The organism is Inquilinus sp. OTU3971 (assembly GCF_038440215.1).
The window spans coordinates 1-17,673 of the sequence record NZ_JASATH010000172.1; the positions used below are offsets into that span (position 1 = coordinate 1).

Annotated in this window: 13 protein-coding genes and 1 pseudogene; 9 read left to right on the plus strand and 5 right to left on the minus strand. The window is 70.0% G+C overall.

What is annotated here, in order from left to right; all coding sequences use genetic code 11:
* Nucleotides 1-119: 119 nt before the first annotated feature.
* On the minus strand, nt 120-1,619 hold the full coding sequence (locus AAHM41_RS31255; protein ID WP_342240540.1) for a CoA-acylating methylmalonate-semialdehyde dehydrogenase: 1,500 nt from the start codon (nt 1,617-1,619) through the stop codon (nt 120-122).
* A gap of 93 nt (nt 1,620-1,712) precedes the next feature.
* Between AAHM41_RS31255 and AAHM41_RS31260 the strand changes: the two genes are divergently transcribed.
* Nucleotides 1,713-2,600, plus strand: a complete 888-nt coding sequence (locus AAHM41_RS31260) for a LysR family transcriptional regulator (protein ID WP_342240541.1) — start codon at nt 1,713-1,715, stop codon at nt 2,598-2,600.
* Between the two features lie 62 nt (nt 2,601-2,662).
* Here AAHM41_RS31260 and AAHM41_RS31265 read toward each other — a convergent pair whose 3' ends face one another.
* Nucleotides 2,663-6,967 (minus strand): Ig-like domain-containing protein, encoded by a 4,305-nt coding sequence (locus tag AAHM41_RS31265; RefSeq protein ID WP_342240542.1) that lies wholly within the window; start codon nt 6,965-6,967, stop codon nt 2,663-2,665.
* 262 nt (nt 6,968-7,229) lie between these two features.
* On the opposite strand from AAHM41_RS31265, the gene AAHM41_RS31270 reads away from it, so the two are divergent.
* Complete coding sequence (locus AAHM41_RS31270; RefSeq protein ID WP_342240543.1) at nt 7,230-8,954, plus strand: cytochrome c biogenesis protein DipZ; 1,725 nt, start codon at nt 7,230-7,232, stop codon at nt 8,952-8,954.
* Nucleotides 8,955-8,968: 14 nt separating this feature from the next.
* Here the strand turns inward: AAHM41_RS31270 and AAHM41_RS31275 are convergent, their stop codons facing one another.
* Together AAHM41_RS31275 and AAHM41_RS31280 are read right to left on the minus strand one after the other, a co-directional pair.
* Entirely contained in the window at nt 8,969-9,559 is a 591-nt protein-coding gene (locus AAHM41_RS31275) for a dioxygenase family protein (protein WP_342240544.1), read from the minus strand.
* 85 nt (nt 9,560-9,644) lie between these two features.
* Nucleotides 9,645-10,484 (minus strand): alpha/beta hydrolase, encoded by an 840-nt coding sequence (locus AAHM41_RS31280; protein WP_342240545.1) that lies wholly within the window; start codon nt 10,482-10,484, stop codon nt 9,645-9,647.
* A 92-nt stretch (nt 10,485-10,576) separates the two neighbouring features.
* Between AAHM41_RS31280 and AAHM41_RS31285 the strand changes: the two genes are divergently transcribed.
* The 7 genes from AAHM41_RS31285 (at nt 10,577) to AAHM41_RS31315 (ending at nt 17,150) form a co-directional block, all read left to right on the plus strand.
* Nucleotides 10,577-11,557, plus strand: a complete 981-nt coding sequence (locus AAHM41_RS31285) for a GlxA family transcriptional regulator (RefSeq protein ID WP_342240546.1) — start codon at nt 10,577-10,579, stop codon at nt 11,555-11,557.
* A gap of 108 nt (nt 11,558-11,665) precedes the next feature.
* Nucleotides 11,666-12,970, plus strand: a complete 1,305-nt coding sequence (locus AAHM41_RS31290; RefSeq protein ID WP_342240547.1) for a M24 family metallopeptidase — start codon at nt 11,666-11,668, stop codon at nt 12,968-12,970.
* Nucleotides 12,970-13,653, plus strand: coding sequence for an isochorismatase family protein (locus AAHM41_RS31295; RefSeq protein WP_342240548.1), 684 nt, complete (start codon nt 12,970-12,972; stop codon nt 13,651-13,653). Before AAHM41_RS31290 ends, AAHM41_RS31295 begins: the two co-directional genes overlap by 1 nt.
* Before the next feature lie 29 nt (nt 13,654-13,682).
* Entirely contained in the window at nt 13,683-14,345 is a 663-nt protein-coding gene (locus tag AAHM41_RS31300; RefSeq protein ID WP_342240549.1) for an ABC transporter permease, read from the plus strand.
* Complete coding sequence (locus tag AAHM41_RS31305; protein ID WP_342240550.1) at nt 14,342-15,463, plus strand: ABC transporter ATP-binding protein; 1,122 nt, start codon at nt 14,342-14,344, stop codon at nt 15,461-15,463. Before AAHM41_RS31300 ends, AAHM41_RS31305 begins: the two co-directional genes overlap by 4 nt.
* On the plus strand, nt 15,460-16,233 hold the full coding sequence (locus tag AAHM41_RS31310; protein ID WP_342240551.1) for an ABC transporter permease: 774 nt from the start codon (nt 15,460-15,462) through the stop codon (nt 16,231-16,233). Before AAHM41_RS31305 ends, AAHM41_RS31310 begins: the two co-directional genes overlap by 4 nt.
* A 26-nt stretch (nt 16,234-16,259) precedes the next feature.
* Nucleotides 16,260-17,150 carry a glycine betaine ABC transporter substrate-binding protein gene (locus AAHM41_RS31315; RefSeq protein ID WP_342240552.1) on the plus strand — a complete coding sequence of 297 codons (891 nt, stop codon included), beginning with the start codon at nt 16,260-16,262 and terminating at the stop codon, nt 17,148-17,150.
* Between the two features lie 335 nt (nt 17,151-17,485).
* Here the strand turns inward: AAHM41_RS31315 and AAHM41_RS40740 are convergent.
* Nucleotides 17,486-17,581, minus strand: a pseudogene (locus AAHM41_RS40740) (LytTR family transcriptional regulator DNA-binding domain-containing protein); the annotation flags it as partial.
* Between the last annotated feature and the right edge of the window lie 92 nt (nt 17,582-17,673).

Sequence of the window (17,673 nt, forward strand, 5' to 3'; positions counted from 1 at the left end):
TCAGCGCTCTCAACAACACCGGAAACCTGTCAACGATGTATCCGGTCTATAGTGTCAACGATCTCTCCGGTTGCACAAGGAAGGAAGGGCTTCGACTGGTTCAGAGGCAGGCGGTGCGCCTACTTCATCGTCGGCATCACGAATTCGGCGCCGGCGCGGATGCCGGTGGGCCAGCGGGTGGTGATGGTCTTCAGCCGGGTGTAGAAGCGCACGCCCTCGGGCCCGTGCATGTGGTGGTCGCCGAACAGCGACGACTTCCAGCCGCCGAAGGAGTGGAAGGCCATCGGCACCGGGATCGGCACGTTGATGCCGATCATGCCGACCTGGATCTGGTGCGCGAACTCACGCGCGGCGTCGCCGTCGCGGGTGAAGATCGCCGTGCCGTTGGCGAATTCATGGCCGTTGATCCAGCCGGCCGCGGTCTCGTAGTCCGGCGCGCGGACGACCGACAGCACCGGCCCGAAGATCTCCTCGCGGTAGATCTTCATGTCGGTGGTCACGTGGTCGAACAGCGTGCCGCCGATGAAATAGCCGTCCTCATAGCCCTGGCGGCGGAAGTCGCGCCCGTCGACCACCAGCTTCGCGCCCTCGGCGACGCCAGAGTCGATATAGCCGCGCACCTTGTCGAGATGCTGCCGGGTGACCAGCGGCCCCATCTCGGCCTCCGGGTCGGTGCCGGGACCGATCGCCAGGGCGCGGACCCGCGGCTCCAGCCGCGCCAGCAGGGCCTCGGCGGTCTTCTCGCCGACCGGCACGGCGACCGAGATCGCCATGCAGCGCTCGCCGGCCGAGCCGTAGGCGGCGCCCATCAGCGCGTCGACCGCCTGGTCGAGATCGGCGTCCGGCATCACGATCATGTGGTTCTTGGCGCCGCCCAGCGCCTGGCAGCGCTTGCCGGTGCGCGCCGCGGTCTCGTAGATGTACCGCGCGATCGGGGTGGAGCCGACGAAGCTGATCGCCGAGATGTCGGGGTCGAACAGCAGCGCGTCGACCGCCTGCTTGTCGCCATGCACGACGCTGAACACGCCGTCGGGCAGCCCGGCCTCCTTCAGCCAGTCGGCCAGCAGCAGCGAGGCCGAGGGGTCGCGCTCCGACGGCTTCAGGATGAAGCAGTTGCCGCAGGCCAGCGCCACCGGAAACATCCACATCGGCACCATGGCCGGGAAGTTGAACGGGGTGATGCCAGCGACGATGCCGAGCGGCTGGCGCAGCGCGTGGCTGTCGACCCGGGTGCCGACATTCTCGGTGAACTCGCCCTTCAGCAGCTGTGGTGCTGCGGTGGCGAACTCGACCACCTCGATGCCGCGCTGGACCTCGCCGCGGGCGTCGCTCAGCACCTTGCCGTGCTCGGCGGTGATGGCGGCGGCCAGCTCGTCGGTGCGCTCCTCGAGGATGCGCAGGAAGCGGTTGAGGATGCGGGCGCGGCGCAGCGGCGTGGTGCCGGCCCAGCCGGGGAACGCCTCGCGCGCGGCGGCGACCGCGGCGCGGACATCGTCGACCGAGGCCAGGGCGACGCTGCCGCTCTGCTGGCCGGTGGCCGGGTTGAAGACCGGGGCGGTGCGCCCGCTGCTGCCCCCGAACCGGCGGCCGGCGATGAAATGATGGATCTCGGTCGGCATGGTCGTCTCCTCCACTGCTGCCGCCACCTTCCCGCTTTACCCGGCACGCATCAACGCACAGGATCGAGCAACCGTTGTGCGGAAATTGAAGCCATGGACTGGGACCATCTGCGTGTCTTCCTGGCGGTCGCCCGGCACGGCCAACTGCTGGCCGCGTCGCGCAAGCTGGGGCTGAACCACGCCACCGTGGCGCGGCGGCTGGATGCGCTGGAGGCCGATCTGGGCACGGTGCTGTTCGACCGGCGGCCGGCCGGGTCGGTGCTGACCCAGGCCGGCGAGCGGCTGCTGCCGGTGGCCGAGGGCATCGAGACGGCGCTGCTGGGCGCGGCGGAGGGGCTGCGGACCGACGAGGCCGAGGTGGCGGGCACGGTGCGCATCGGCGCGCCGGACGGCCTCGGCAACCATTTCCTGGCGCGGGAGCTGGGGCGCTTCGCCCGGCAGTATCCGAGCCTGACGGTCGAGCTGGTGCCCCTGCCCCGCAGCTTCTCGCTGTCCCGGCGCGAGGCGGATCTCGCGATCGGGCTGGACCGGCCGGTGGAGGGCAGGCTGATCGTGTCGCGCCTGACCGATTACAGCCTCGGGGTCTATGCCGCGGCCGACTATCTCGCCACCGCCGGCACGCCCCGGGGTGCGGAGGAATTGGCCGAGCATGTCGTGGTGACGGGGGTCGAGGACTACGCCTATGCCCCGGCGCTGGACTACGCCTGGGCGCTGGAGGACCGGTCGACCCGGCGCTTCCGCTGCGCCAGCGTCACCGGGCAGATGGAGGCGGTGCGGGCCGGAATCGGCATCGGCGTGCTGCACGATTTCGCCGCCGCCGACATGCGCGGGCTGGTGCGGATCCTGCCGGAGATGGGCTTCCGCCGCAGCTATTTCATGCTGTCGCATCCGGACAGCGCCGGGCTGCGGCGGGTGGCGCTGTGCCGGCAGTTCATCGCCCGCCGCTTCGAGGAGGAGCGGCGGCGCTTCCTGCCGGTGTGACCGGAAAACGGTCCGGACAGGCTGCCCCACCGCAGCCTGTCCGGAGGCCCGGGCGGGGCCGACTAGCGGCTCGCCACCCTGGTGCAGGCGTTCTGCCCGTCCAGCGACCGCAGATAGGCGGTCACGGCCGCGACGTTGCCGGCACCGATCTTGCCGCCATGCACCGCGCTGAGGTTCGGGCGGAACACATCCGCCAGCGTCGCCGCCTGGCCGTTGTGGAAGTACGAGGAGGACTGCCACAGGCCGGTCAGCGTCGGGGTGTCGAAGCCGATACCGGCGAGCGGCTGGCCCGATCCCGTGCCGGAGGACGGCTGGACCGTCCCCACGTCGTGGCGCTGGTTGTCCTGGCTGACGGCGGTGCCGTGGCAGGTCGTGCAGCTCGCCGTCTGGAACACCTGCTCACCCCGCTTGGCCTCCGCGGTCAGGCATCCTTGCGCGGTCCGGTACGGGCTGCGCTGGAAGGTACTCAGCGACGTGACATAGGCCGCGAGATTGTCGAGGTCGGCGCTCTTCCCGGCCTTCTTCGGGCCCAGCGGGTTGATGGTGGCGGCATAGTCGGCGTCGCTCATGAAGCCCGCGCCTTCGAACTCGTCGCGGATGTCCTTCTCGAAGTCCTGGAGCTCGTCGAAATTCGCCGTCCAGTGCAGCTTGCCCATGGCCGGCCCAACGCCCTGCCGCCCCTGCAGCGAGATGGTGCGGCGCAGCCCCTCGCCGCGCTGGGTGAAGTCCCAGACCATGCCGTCGCTGTCGCCGTCGACATGGCAGCTGGCGCAGGAGATGTAGCTCTCGCTGCTCATCCGCGGGTCGGCGGCGTTGTAGAAGATCCGCTTGCCGGCCAGCACGGCGGTCGGCAGCGGCTCGGTCGCCACGGTGGCGATCACCGTCGGGGCCGGGGTGATGAAATCCTCGCCGGTCAGCACCTTGCCGATGTCATGCACGGTGACGCGGCGGTCGAGGAAGGCGTTGACGAACAGGCGCTTCCTCGTCGCGTCGAGATAGAGGCCGTGCGGCGTCCGGGCCGTGCCGGCGACCGACCCGACCACCGCGCGGCGGTAGGGATCGACGATCTCCACGCTGTTCGACTCCATCTCGGCGACGAACAGATAGTTGCCGGAGGGCGCGAAGATCGCGGCACGGGCCGGCGCCCGGTTGTTGAAGTCGATCTGCTCGGCGAAGACCTCCCTGCCCTGCGCCAGGTCGAGCTGGGACAGGATCGAGCGCACGGTGGTGTCGGCCTTCAGGTCGATCTGCTTGCGGTAGCGCCCCTGGACGATGTTGTCCTTCTTCGACGGCAGGACGGCGCGCCGCCCGTCCGGCGCGATCACGACCTGGTTCATGTAGTTGGCGACGCCCGGCGCCGCGGCCTCGGTGGCCGGCGTCGTCGTGTCCACCGGCAGCGCGATCACGGTCGCGGTGCCGAGGGTGGCGAGGTCGACCTTGTAGACCTCGCCCTGCGTCATCTTCGAGCGGAAGCGGGTGACATAGGCCGTCTTGGAGTCCGCGCTGACGGCGATGCCGCGCACGTCGCCGCCGCCCGGCAACGTCACCCGGCCGGTGATCGCCCCGGTGGACGGGTTGAACACCGCCAGCACCGACTTGCCGGCCAGGGTCAGCAGCCCCTTGGCGCCGTCCGGCGTGAACACCACGCCATAGGGCGCGCTGCCATAGTCCAGCGGGAAGGTGCTGACGGCCTTGGTCAGCGGGTCGATGCGGAGCAGCTTGTCGTCGCCCTGCACCGCGACCCAGAGCTTGCCACCCGGCCCGAGGGCCAGGGTCTTCGGCTCCTTGCCGACCGCCAGCTGCCAGCTCTTGGTCAGGGCCGCGGCGTCGATCGCGGCGATGGTCCCGGCATCGGGGTCGAGGGCATAGACCGCCGTGGCGTTGCCGACGATGTTGCTGGTGTGGGTCGGGGCCACGGCCGTGACCGGATGGATCACGCTCTGCAGGAAGGAGAAGGACGTCTCCGTCCCGTCCTCGGTCACAACCGTCACCGACACGGTGTAGTTGCCCGGCGCCGGGTAGGTGTAGCGCGCGATCGGGCTGGCCGCGGTGGTGGTGACCGGCGCGCTGCCGTCGCCGAAGTTCCAGACGTATTTCGCGCCGCTGAGGCCCAGCGCGGCCGGGTCGAGCGCGACCGCCTTGGCGACCTGCTGCTGCGGCAGCACCGCCGGGCGCGGGTTGAAGATGCCGTCGACCTCGGCGTCGGTCAGCACCCGCTTGTACACCCGCACATCCGACAGGATGCCCTTGAAGGCGACCGGGTTGCCCTGGATCTGGCCCAGCATCTGCAGCTTGTCGAACAGCCCCAGCACCCCCGCTGTGCCGGTCGAGGCGACCTTGGCGCCGTCGATATACATCGCCTGCGCGCCGGTCACGGCGTCGCGGGTCATGGCGACCTGGTGCCACTGCCCGTCATTGATCGGCGCCGCCGACCGGGTGACCGGATTGGCGGCGCTGCGGTCGCCGACGGAGAGGTTCAGATGGCCGGCAGCGTCGATCCAGCCCCAGAACACATCGTTGGCGCCGCCGACCTGGTCGCGCCCGAAGATGCCCGGCGCCTGCCACGGGTTGCTGTTGCCGATCTGGCTGGTCTTGAGGCGGAAGCTGACGGTCGCGGTGCCGCCCAGGGCCTCGGCGATGGTGTCGCTCTCCAGCTCGACGCCGGTGGTCCGCGGCGTGAAGTCCAGGCCGCCGTCGGCATAGCTGTCCTGGCTGCTGGCCCTGCCGTCATTGCCGCCGGCCACGTCGGTCAGGGTGGAGGCCAGCGGCCAGCGGTTGACATAGGAGGTCGGGACCGCCTGGCTGCCGGTGGTGAAGCTGGAGACGAATTCTGTGGCCAGGCCGTTGCCGGCGTAGTCCCTCACGCCGCCGGCCGTCAGCACCACCTCGTATTCGGTGTTGAGCTGCAGCGGCTGGGCCGGGGCGAAGTTGACGATGCCCAGCTGCACGCTGTAGGTGCCGGCCAGCGCCGTCCCGCCCTTGGGCCGGACGATGAAGGTGCCGGCATTGACCGTCTCCGGCAGGATGCTGTCGGACAGCGCCAGGCCGACCCGCGACGTCGTCGCCTGGCGCAGCAGGCCGTTGCCGGGCGAGACGGTCAGCACCGCCGGCGGCGTCGTGTCCGGGGCCTTCTGGTGCGGCCGGAACGCCGTGTTGGTGCCGTGGTCGCTGCCGACGAAGACCAGGTTGCCGAACATCGCCACCTGGCCGAGATCCGGGTCGCGGTTGCCGCGCGGCGGTACGGTGACGTTGTCCGCCACCCGCTCGGACCGCCCGATCTCCGGATAGGAGGCGGGGTTGGTCACGTCCAGCTTGAAGATGTAGCGCTGCGCCCCGACGATCAGATGGTCGTCCTGGGCGGCGCAGTAGAGCCCCTCCTCGATCGGGGTGGTCTCGTTCTCGATCTTGACCTGGCGCAGGTTCGAGAGGTCGTAGCCCGCCATCTTGCCGTCGCCGTTCCGCCCGGAGGTGTAGAGCTTCCGGCCGTTGAAGCAGGTGGCGTAGTAGTTCGGCAGGGTGGTCTTGCCGCCGATCAGCGTCGGGTTCAGCGGGTCGGAGATGTCGAGGCTGGCGAAGCCCGACGTCGTCTCCATCGAGGTCAGCACCATCTCGTTGCCCATGGCGAAGACCGGGCCGGCGCGGAAGCCGCCCAGCTCGCCCAGCGGCACCGGATTGGCCCGGCCGTTGCCGCGGTCGGCGATCCTGGCATTGGCCGGATCGCTGGCGTCGACGATGAACATGCCGCGGCTGGCCGAGGCGACGTAGAGATACGGGGCCTGCCAGTACATCTGCCAGTTCACGTTCTCGTAGTCGCCGGCGTTCACGCCGGGCAAGGCCAGCTTCTTGACCTGCTTGATGTCGTTGATGTCGGTGAAGTCCCAGAACTCCACGCCGTAGATGCTGGGCAGGGCGATGTAGTCCTTGCCGCCGATCGTGGCCTGGCCGAAGGCGTGCGGCTCGCGGAACTCCTTGGTGCGGCCGTCCGGCTCGTAGATCGTCTTGACCAGCTTGATGTCGCGCGGGTTGCTGACGTCGTAGATCAGGAAGCCGCCGGTCGCCTCGCCGCTGTCCGGCGCGAACAGGGTCACGAAGTAGCCGTTGTGCATGACCCCGACATTGGTGCCGTAGGGCTTCTGCGGGCTGGTGTTGCCGGGAATCGTGTACTGGATGACCGGGATGCCGTTGGTGTTGGTGGCGGTGTTCCACTTGATCGTCGAGATCTCGCGGAACAGCTCGGCATCGGTGTAGGTGAGATTCCCCAGGCCCGGGCCTTCGAGGGGGAGAGGATCTTGCGCGGAGGCCGGCAGGCCGGGAGCCAGAGACACGGAGACCAGGCCGGCCAGGAGGGCCAGTCGACAGGCGTTCATTTTCTCCCCCTTCTTCCTTATTCCTGCTCTGCCGTCGAAGCTGCGGCCTCTCAGGTGGAGCAGGTATACGCGTCCAGTCCTATTAACGATGAAGTGTCCTACCGGGCGTGTCAATAAATCTCAAATATTGAAATATCTTTCAAATACCGCCTTTACAGACCAACAGCCGCTAACAACGGCTAACGGGCAAATCTCCGGGCCACCGCCCACATCACGGCTCAGGACCACCCATCCCTGGCGGCCTGAGCCCCGGAGACCCAAGATGCTGCTGTTTCTGCTGGCCTATCTCGGCGGCGTGCTGACCATCGTCAGCCCCTGCATCCTGCCCGTCCTGCCCTTCGTCTTCGCCCGAGCGGACCGGCCGTTCCTGAGCAACGGGCTGCCGATGCTGATCGGCATGGCCCTGACCTTCGCCGCCGTCGCCACCCTGGCCGCGGTGGCCGGCGGCTGGGCCGTCGCCGCCAATGAATGGGGCCGCATCGCCGCGATCGCACTGCTGGCGCTGTTCGGGGCGACGCTGCTGGTGCCCCGCCTGGCCGACCGGCTGACGCGGCCCCTGGTCGTGCTCGGCGGCCGGCTGTCGCAAGCAGCCGAGGATGTCGGCGCGCGACGCTCTCCGGTGTCGGCGTCGCTGCTGCTGGGCGTCGCCACCGGCCTGCTGTGGGCCCCCTGCGCCGGGCCGGTGCTGGGGCTGATCCTGACCGGCGCCGCCCTGAACGGCGCCAATCCCCAGACCTCGCTGCTGCTGCTGGCCTACGCCCTGGGCGCGGCCACCTCCCTGGCCCTGGCGCTGCGGGCCTTCGGCCGCATCTTCGCGGCGGTGAAGTGGTCGCTCGGCGCCGGCGAATGGATCCGCCGCGGCCTGGGGGCGGCGGTGCTGGCCGCGGTCGCGACCATCGTCCTCGGCCTCGACACCGGCCTGCTAACCCGGGTGTCGCTGGCCGGCACGACGTCGATCGAGCACGGGCTGATCGACCGCCTGCAACCCGTGGTGACGAAGACCGCCGGCCAGCCGGCCCCGCTGCCGGTCGTCGGCTTCTTCCCTCCCCTGGCCGGTGCGACCGACTGGCCGAACTCGCCGCCGCTGACCCGGGAGGGGCTGCAGGGCAAGGTCGTGCTGGTGCAGTTCTGGACCTATTCCTGCATCAACTGCCTGCGCACCATCCCCTATGTCCGCGCCTGGGCCGAGAAGTACAGGGACCAGGGGCTGGTGGTGATCGGCGTGCATTCCCCCGAATTCGCCTTCGAGCGCAATATCGACAATGTCCGCAAGGCGATCGCCGGCCTGGACATCGGCTACCCGGTGGCGATCGACAACAATTACGCGGTGTGGCGGGCCTTCGGGAACCAGTACTGGCCGGCGCAATACATCATCGACGCCCAGGGCCGGATCCGGCACGAGCATTTCGGCGAGGAGGGCTATGACGAGTCGGAGCGGGTGATCCAGCAGCTGCTGGCGGAGGCCGGGCACGCCGATGCCGGCGGCGGGCTGGTCGCGGTCAGCCCCGCCGGCGTGGAGGTTGCCTCGGACACCAACGACGTCGGGTCGCCCGAGACCTATGTCGGCTTCAGACAGGCGGAGAGATTCGTCTCGCCCGGCGGCGCGGTGCCGAACGCCAGCCATGTCTACGAGGCCGGCACGCCGCGGCTGAACCAATGGGGCCTGGCCGGCGACTGGACGATCGGCGGCGAGCGGGCCTCACTGAACCAGGCGGGCGGCGGCATCGTCTACCGCTTCCACGCCCGCGACCTGCACCTGGTGCTGGGGCCGGGGCCGGACGGCAAGCCGGTGCGGTTCCGCGTCACCATCGACGGCGCGGCGCCGGGCGGCAGCCACGGCACCGACACCGATGCCGAGGGCCAGGGCATCGTGACGGAGCACCGCCTGTACCAGCTGGTGCGGCAGGACGGCCCGGTCGCCGACCGCAGCTTCGAGATCCGGTTCCTGGATCCCGGCGTCCAGGCCTATGCCTTCACCTTCGGATAGGCGGCTGCGCGGAGTCAGATAACGAAGTCGAAGCGGCCGAACCTTCCGTCCTGCACCTCGGTGACAGCCAGAACGAGGCGCTCGTCGAACAGGCCGTCGCGCCGGTTCCCGGGCTCGCCGGGGAAGAACAGCTGCGTGGTCAGGATCGATCCGCCCGCCCGCTGCACCTTGAAATGATAGTGCCGGGTGCGGCCGGGATAGAGGGCCGGCACGATGGTGGCGAACCACCACCGGCCGGCGTCATCGCTGAACTGGCGGCCGCGGAACCGGAATCCGGCGTTGTCGTAGCGGCCGGCCGCATCGGCGTGCCAGATCTGCACCAGCACGTTGGGGATCGGCCGGCAATCGGCATCCAGCACCAGGCCGGCGACGGTGATCCGCTCGCCGGAGGGGGCGCCCGCAGCCAGGTCCCACGTCAAAGGGGCATCGGGCTTGAAGAAGGGCCCTTCCGAGCTCGCCGGCGTGGCGTCGTCATCGTCGCAGGCCGGCGTCGGCAGCAACCGCGCCGGCGGCGACTGCGCCGCAGCCGGGCTGCCGGCCAGGAACGGCAGGGCAGAGGCGGACAGAAAGGTCGCGAGGACGGTCCGGCGCGTCGGCTGCATCATGATCTTCCTCCTCCGGCAGGCGCCGGTTCCTCAGAAGATGGGCTGGCCGGCAAGTCCGGGGAAGGTGTCGCCGCCGAATCCCGCTTCAGGCGGCACCGAGTTGCTTCACCCAGCCGGCGAGAGCCTGCAGCTCCTCCAGCGCGACGGGATCGCGGCCCGCGCCCTTGAGGAAGCCGTGGTCCTGGCCGGCGGCCACGACGAAGCGGCTGTCGGTGCGGGAGCCGAGGCGCTGGAACAGCAGGGCGGAATCGTCGAACACCGCGTCCAGCTCCGCCGCCAGGACATAGGCCGGCAGGGCGACCTCGCCGGCGAAGGCCAGGGGCCAGATGTCCTCCACCAGCGGGCCGAGGCGCCGGTACATGATCGACAGCGTTTCCGCATCCAGCCCGTTTTCCGCCGTGCCGTGGCGGGCGATGCTGCCGCCCTCGATGCCGCCGAACCCGCCATACAGCAGGGCCAGCCCGGCGACACGGGCCCGCATTCCGGGACCGAGCCCCCGCAACCCCCACAGGGCGACGCAGGCCCCGGCGCTGTCGCCGGCCAGCACGAGCCTGTCCGCGCCGATCGTGACGAGGGCCGCGCAGGCCGCGACCGCGTCGTCGCGCTGGGCCGGGAACGGATGCTCCGGCGCCAGGCGGTAGCGCGCCGACAGCACCCGCATCCCGGTCAGCTTCGCCAGCCAGCCGGTAACGCAGCGATGGGTCGTGGGGCTCCCCGCCACGAAGCCGCCGCCGTGGAAGTAGAGGAGCGCGGCATCCGGCAACGGATCCGGCGGCGTGAACAGCAGGCCACCGCGGAAGGCGCCCGCCTCCTCCACCACCGTCTCGTGAACATCGTCAGGCAGCGGGCCGGCCCGCTCCTCGGCATCCCGGGCATGATGCGCCCGCAACTCCGCGGGACTCGATGTGGCCCATGACACGCTCATGCGACGCCATCCGGACTGGGGACGTTGACCGCGCCGTCGCCGGGCGGAACACTGTCCGACAGGGATGCAACGACCAGCGCCGGGGACGCAATGTGAATCAGCCACCGGCGCCGCGCGGGCGCGCACAGCAGGGGACGCCGATCACCTTCGCCGTCCTGGTCTTCCCCGGCTTCCCGACCATGGCCTTCAGCTCGGTGATCGAGCCGCTGCGTGCCGCCAACATCCTGGCCCGGCGCGAGTGCTACCGCTGGATCGCCGTCGGCCTGTCCGGCGGCAAGGTCCGGGCGTCGAACGGCTTCACCATCGAGCCGGTGCTGGGCGCGCGCGAAGCACCGCTGGTCGACCGCATCGTGGCGTGCTCGGGCGGCGACGCGGACCATGTCGTGGCCGAGCACGCGGTCGCCTGGATCCGCCGCAACCTGCGGGCCGGGGCCTGGATCGGCGCGGTCGCCGATGCCGCCTTCTTCCTGGCCCGGGCCGGGCTGCTGGACGGCCATGCCTGCACCCTGCACTGGACCAGCCAGCCGGCCTTCACCGAGGCCTTCCCGGAGATCGAGCTGCGCCGCGACCTCTACGTCATCGACCGCAAGCGCTTCACCTCGGCCGGCGGCGTCGGCAGCCTGGACATGATGCTGGACATCATCGCCACGGATTGCGGGGCGGAGCTGGCGGCAGGCGTCGCCGAATGGTTCGTGCACAGCCCGCTGCGGTCCAGCGTCGACCGCAAGCTGATGCCGCTGCGGCTGCGCACCGGCATCCAGGACGAGCTGGTGCTGTCGGCGATCGCGATCATGGAGGAGGCGGTGGAGGACCGGCTGCGGATGACTGGGCTGGCCGGCCGCCTCGGCGTCTCCGCCGACCGGCTGGAGCGCGCCTTCCGCACGGCGGCCGGCACCTCCCCCGGTGCCTATTATCGCCGGCTGCGGCTGCGGCGGGCGGCGGACCTGCTGGCCCATTCCACCCTGCCGGTGCGCGACGTCGCCCTGGCCTGCGGCTTTTCCGACATGTCCAGCTTCGCCCGGGCGTTCCGCGAGCAGGAGGGCGTCTCGCCCCGGGCAGCCCGTCGCGGCTGACCTCGCCGGTCAGTCGGAAGGATTGCGGAAATCCGCATGGATTTTGCGGATTTCCGCACGAACTGCGTCTGCCGGGCGTCGCATCCTGAGCCCAACAGGGAGACGCGAATGAGCATCGTGGTGTTCAACCCCGACAGCGTCGAGGACGTCGATTTCGCCGAGCGGATGCGCCACCCGGCCACCGCGGACGCCGCCGTCGGCATGTGGCTGTCGGACACCGAGCCGTCCTATGTCGACGTCCACGCGCTGCGCCAGGGCCGCCTCGCCCGGCTGCGCCGCTGGATGGCCGAGTCCGGCTACGGCGCGGTGGTGCTGTTCGACCCGTACAACCAGCGCTACGCCACCGGATCGCGCAACATGTTCGGCTACTTCCTGCGCAATTCTACCCGCTACTTCTTCGTGCCCGCCGTAGGCCCGATCGTGCTGTTCGAATACCCGCAGAGCTATCACGTCTCGACCGTGCTCGACACGGTGGACGAGGCGCGGCCGTCGAAGCTGGTCTGGTCATCGGTGTCGAACCGCGACGGCGAGAGCGCCGGCGCCTTCGCCGACGAGATCGCCGAGCTGCTGCGGGCCCATGGCGGCGGGTCGATGAAGATCGGCCTCGACCGCTGCAACCACCTGCATGCGCTGGCGCTGGAGAAGCGCGGCTGCACCGTCACCGACTGCCAGGGCGAGATCCTGGCCGTGCGCGCGGTGAAGACGGTGGAGGAGATCAAGTGCCTGCAGGCCTCGATGGCCGGGGCCGAGGCCGCGGTCGCCGCGGTGCGCGAGGCGATCAGGCCCGGCATCTCGGAAAACGAGCTGTTCGCCATCATGTATCATGAGGTGATCCGCCAGGGCGGCGAGTTCATCGAGACCCGCCTGCTGACCTCCGGCCAGCGCACCAACCCCTGGTTCAGCGAGGCCGGCGGCCGCAAGGTCCGGCCGGGCGAGCTGGTGGCCCTCGATACCGACACGATCGGCTGCTACGGCTACTATTCCGACTTCTCCCGCACCTTCCGCTGCGGGCCGGGCCGGCCCTCCGATTACCAGAAGATGCTGTACCGGATGGCGCATGACCAGATCCGGCACAATATCGGCATCGTCAAGCCGGGCATGGCGTTCGGCGAGGTGGCGGAGAAGGCCTGGAAGATCCCCGACCGCTTCGTCGAGCAGCGCTACACCTCGGTCATGCACGGAGTCGGCATGCATGGCGAGACGCCGTTCATCGCCCATGCCATGGACTACGAGACCTATGGCCGGGAGGGACATCTGCTGCCCGGCATGGTGGTCAGCGTCGAGAGCTATGTCGGCGAGAAGGGCGGCCGGGAGGGCGTCAAGCTGGAGGACGAGATCCTGATCACCGAGACCGGCATCGAGCTGCTGTCGCGCTTCCCCTATGAGGACGAGTTCCTGGACGGGGAAGTCTGATGCGGACGGCCCTGACCATCGAGCCTAGCCGGGCGGCGGCGCTGTTCGTCGACCTGCAGGAGGAGCACCGCCGCGACCGCCGCTACCTGGTCGAAGGCTTCGACGCACTGATCGGCAACATCCAGCGGCTGCAGCGGGTGGCGCGGACGGCCGGCGTCCCTGTGCTGCACTCCGCCTATGTCGTCGACCAGGCGGCGCAGCGGGCGAAGCCGTTCCACCCGGTGATGGCGGATGGCAGCTCGGCCTTCAGCGACGCCGACGACCCGATGTCGGAGATCTGCGCCGAGGTCGGCCCGATCGACCGCGAGCCCGTTCTGGTGAAATCGGATGCCAGCGCTTTCGCCGGCGGCGGGCTGGCCGAGCGGCTGGCGGCGCTGGGCACCGAGTGGCTGTTCGTGGCCGGGGTGTGGACCGAGGCCTGCATCGCCGAGACGGTGCGGGACGCGGTCGGGCACGGCTTTCGCGTCGCCCTGATCAAGGATGCGTGCGGCAGCGGCAGCACGGCGATGCACCAGACCGCCATCCTCAACCTCGCCAATCGCCTCTATGGCGGCGCGGTGGTCGACACCGAAGGCGCCTGCCGGCTGATGGAAGGCGGGACGATCGAGGCCTGGCGGGTGCAGGGATCGGTGCCGCTGCGCTTCACCTACGACAATGCGGCGAGGCTCTATCTCGACCTCTGACGGCGGGGCAATCACGGGATCGCGGCCTGATGGACACGCTCACCTTTGCCTACGACAACCTGGACGTGATCGCGGCGCGGGCGCTGGAGCACGTGTCGATCGTCGCCGTCGCGGTCTCGATCGCGATCGTCACCGCCGTCCCGATCGGCATCGCCATCACCCAGTCCAGGCGGGCCGCGGACATCGTCCTGTACCTCGCCTCGATGATGATCACGGTGCCGTCGGTGGCGCTGTTCGGGCTGATGATCCCGCTCCTGTCGCCGATCGGCCACGGCATCGGCACTGTCCCGGCCGCGATCGCGATCATCCTCTATTCGCAGCTGCCGATCATCCGCAACACCTACACCGCCATCGTCGATGTCGACCCGGCGCTGCGCGAGGCCGGCATCGGCATGGGCATGAGCGCGGCGCAGCGGCTGCGCCAGGTCGAGATCCCGCTGGCGATCCCGGTGATCATGGCCGGCATCCGCACCGCCGCGGTGATGAACATCGGGGTGACGGCGATCGCCGCCTATATCGGCGCCGGTGGCCTGGGCACCTTCATCGCCCGCGGCATCAGCCAGTCGGACCCGCGGCAGCTGATCACCGGCGCGGTCGCGGTGTCGCTGCTGGCGATCGCGGTCGACCTGCTGCTGGCGCTGGCGCAGCGGCGGCTGACCTCGAAGGGGCTGGCCCGGGGAGCCGTGGCATGATCCGGCTGGACCGTCTGACCAAGGTGTTCGAGACCCCTTCCGGCCCGGTGGTGGCGGTCGACGAGGTCAGCTTCGAGCTGCCGGCCGGCGAGATCTGCGTCCTGCTCGGCCCCTCCGGCTGCGGCAAGACCACGACCATGCGGATGATCAACCGCCTGATCGAGCCGACCGGCGGCACCGTGTTCATCGACGGCCGCGACACCCGGGCGGTCGACCCGATCCGGCTGCGCCGGTCGATCGGCTACGTGATCCAGCAGATCGGGCTGTTCCCGAACAAGACCGTGGCCGAGAACATCTGCGTTGTGCCCGACCTGCTGGGCTGGGACCGCAAGAAGTCCCGCGCCCGCGCCGCCGAGTTGCTGGAGCTGGTGGCGATGGAGCCGGCGGTGTTCATGGACCGCTATCCGAAGGAATTGTCGGGCGGCCAGCAGCAGCGCGTCGGCGTGATCCGGGCCCTGGCGGCGGACCCGCCGGTGCTGCTGATGGACGAGCCCTTCGGCGCCATCGACCCGATCAACCGCGGGGCGATCCAGGACGAGTTCCTGCGCATGCAGGCGGCGCTGCGGAAGACGGTAATCTTCGTCTCGCACGACCTGGACGAGGCGGTGAAGATGGCCGACCGGATCGCCATCTTCCGCGCCGGACGGCTGGAGCAGTTCGCGACGCCGGAGCAGCTGCTGGCCAACCCCGCCACCCCGTTCATCGAGACCTTCCTCGGCTCCGACCGCACGCTGAAGCGGCTGCGGCTGGTGCGCATCGCCGATGTGCCGCTGGGTCGGCCCGGCATCGTCCAGCGCGAGGATCCGGTCGGACGGGCGCGCGAGCTGATGCAGGCCAGCGGCTGCCCGGCCGTACTGGTGCTGGATGCGGACGGACACCCCGGCGCCATGGTCTCCGGCAGCCGGGCCGGGGCCGTCCGCGGCGGCACCTGCGGCGACTGCGCCGAGCCGATCCGCGCCACCATTCCCCTGACCGCCGACCTGCGCAGCGCCGTGACGCTGATGTTCGCGCATGACATGCCGCTGCTGCCCTGCGTCGACGCCGAGGGCCGGATCCAGGGTGCCCTGACCTATGCCGGCATCATCCGCGGCCTGTCGGCGCGGGGGGCCTCGGCATGAGCGATGTCGGCAAGGCCTGGCGCGCGGCGCCGCTGACTGCGGGGCGGCCCCTACCCGTCCCAGGCATCGCCGCGCTGCTGTGGCTGCTGCTGGCCGCGGCGGCGGTGCTGTGGGGACTGGCGAGCGACATGCCGGCCGAGATCCTGTCCTATCAGGAGGACATCGTCTTCCTCGGCCTCCAGCATGTCGAGCTGGTGGCCTGGGCCGGCGGGCTGGCCATCCTGACCGGCGTGCCGGCCGGCGCGGCGCTGTCCCGCCCCGCCTTCCACCGCTCGGCCGAGTTGATCCTGCAGGTGTTCAATCTCGGCACCACGATCCCGACGCTGGCGGTGCTGGCACTGAGCATGACGGTGCTGGGCATCGGCACGGTGCCGTCGGTGTTCGGCCTGTGGGCGGCGACGCTGCTGCCGATCGTCCGCAACACCTATGCCGGCCTGCGCAACGTGCCGACGCCGCTGATCGAGGCGGCGCGCGGCATGGGCATGACCCCCGCCCAGGTGTTCTGGCGGGTCGAGCTGCCGAACGCGCTGTTCATCATCTTCGGCGGCGTCCGGACCGCCCTGTCGATCTGCGTCGGCACCGCGCCGCTGGCCTTCCTGATCGGCGCCGGCGGCCTGGGCGAGCTGATCTTCACCGGCATCGCCCTGAACGACCTGCCGATGATGCTGGCCGGCGCCATCCCGACGGCGCTGCTGGCCGTGCTGACCGACTTCGCGGTCGGCCGGCTGCAGATCCATCTCGTGCCGCGCGGGATCAACCCGCTGCGGTGACAAGGGACACAACAGGGAGCAAGTCGATGATCAAGACGACACTGAAGCGGGCGATCCTGTCGGCGATCGCGCTGCTGGCCTGCGGCGGCGCCGCCGGCGCGGCCGAGCTGACGGTCGGCGGCAAGGACTTCACCGAGCAGTTCCTGCTGGCCGAGATGACGAAGCAGCTGCTGGAGGCCAAAGGCTATACGGTCGAGAAGAAGGACGGGATGGGCACCAACATCGTCCGCGCCGCGCTCGAAAGCGGCGAGGTCAGCCTGTACTGGGAATACACCGGCACCTCGCTGGTCACCTTCAACAAGGTCACCGATAAGCTGACGCCCGACGAGACCTACGCCAAGGTGAAGGAGCTGGATGGCGCCAGGGGGCTGGTGTGGCTGGCCCCGTCCAAGGCCAACAACACCTATGCCCTGGCCGTCCGCAAGGGCAACCCGAAGACCGACGGCATGGCGACGCTGTCCGACCTCGCCACCGCCTACCAGGACGGCAAGGACCCGGTGATGGCGACCACGGCCGAGTTCCCGAAGCGCGAGGACGGGCTCTTGGGCCTGCAGAAGGCCTACGACTTCAAGGCCGGCCGCGCCAATGTCCGGCCGATGGAGATCGGCCTGGTGTTCCCGGCCCTCGCCAATGGCGATGTCGACGTGTCGGTGGTGGCGGCGACCGACGGCCGCATCGCCGCGATGGACCTGACCCTGCTGAAGGACGACAAGGGCTTCTTCCCCAACTACGCGCTGGTGCCGGTGGTGCGGAAGGACGTGCTCGACGCCCATCCCGACCTCAAGCCCCTGCTCGAGGCCCTGGCCACCCGGCTGGACGACGCGACGATGCAGCGCCTCAACGGCGAGGTCGACGTGCAGAAGAAGACGATCGAGGCGGTCGCCACGGAGTATCTCAAGGAGGCCAGCCTGTTCTGACGCGGTCCGGCCCCGACGCGCATCGGCATCACCGGACGCTGATGGGCACGCTGTGGATCGCGTTGCGGGCCCCCTCGACCGGCTGGGTCGCGCCGTCGGCGTCGAAGGCCCGCACGCAGAGCTGAACCGCGCCTCGATCGCTGGGCCGCCTGCCGGTAGCTGGTGCCGCCATCGACGCTGCCCCCGACGCGCAGGATGCCGCGAACGACCAGCTCCCCCAAGGCACTGCCGCAGTCGCCGGGCGGCGATCCGGTCGAGGGCGATCGGGCCGATGCCGCCGCCAGCGACACGCTGCAGCGCCCGGCATCCTGCCAGTCGACCCGCTCCAGCTGGTCCAGGTTGACGATCAGCGACCGGCTGATGCGGACGAAGGGCGGCTTCGGCAGCTGGGCCTCGAAATGGCGCAGCACCATCCTGCCGTTCTGAGCCATGGGGGGCTCGCCGCGCTGGACGCCGGCAACCACCCCCGGTCCGCCACCGCTGCCGAAACCCCGGATCGTCCCGGCTAGCCCGGATATCTCAC

What these genes read in the sequence shown, in the direction of transcription:
- AAHM41_RS31310 (WP_342240551.1), top strand. Translation starts at nt 15,460, where the DNA reads ATGAGCGATGTCGGCAAGGCCTGGCGCGCGGCGCCGCTGACTGCGGGG.
- AAHM41_RS31305 (WP_342240550.1), top strand. Translation starts at nt 14,342, where the DNA reads ATGATCCGGCTGGACCGTCTGACCAAGGTGTTCGAGACCCCTTCCGGC.
- AAHM41_RS31275 (WP_342240544.1), bottom strand. Translation starts at nt 9,559, where the DNA reads ATGATGCAGCCGACGCGCCGGACCGTCCTCGCGACCTTTCTGTCCGCC.
- AAHM41_RS31270 (WP_342240543.1), top strand. Translation starts at nt 7,230, where the DNA reads ATGCTGCTGTTTCTGCTGGCCTATCTCGGCGGCGTGCTGACCATCGTC.
- AAHM41_RS31255 (WP_342240540.1), bottom strand. Translation starts at nt 1,619, where the DNA reads ATGCCGACCGAGATCCATCATTTCATCGCCGGCCGCCGGTTCGGGGGC.
- AAHM41_RS31300 (WP_342240549.1), top strand. Translation starts at nt 13,683, where the DNA reads ATGGACACGCTCACCTTTGCCTACGACAACCTGGACGTGATCGCGGCG.
- AAHM41_RS31280 (WP_342240545.1), bottom strand. Translation starts at nt 10,484, where the DNA reads ATGAGCGTGTCATGGGCCACATCGAGTCCCGCGGAGTTGCGGGCGCAT.
- AAHM41_RS31315 (WP_342240552.1), top strand. Translation starts at nt 16,260, where the DNA reads ATGATCAAGACGACACTGAAGCGGGCGATCCTGTCGGCGATCGCGCTG.
- AAHM41_RS31260 (WP_342240541.1), top strand. Translation starts at nt 1,713, where the DNA reads ATGGACTGGGACCATCTGCGTGTCTTCCTGGCGGTCGCCCGGCACGGC.
- AAHM41_RS31295 (WP_342240548.1), top strand. Translation starts at nt 12,970, where the DNA reads ATGCGGACGGCCCTGACCATCGAGCCTAGCCGGGCGGCGGCGCTGTTC.
- AAHM41_RS31290 (WP_342240547.1), top strand. Translation starts at nt 11,666, where the DNA reads ATGAGCATCGTGGTGTTCAACCCCGACAGCGTCGAGGACGTCGATTTC.
- AAHM41_RS31265 (WP_342240542.1), bottom strand. Translation starts at nt 6,967, where the DNA reads ATGAACGCCTGTCGACTGGCCCTCCTGGCCGGCCTGGTCTCCGTGTCT.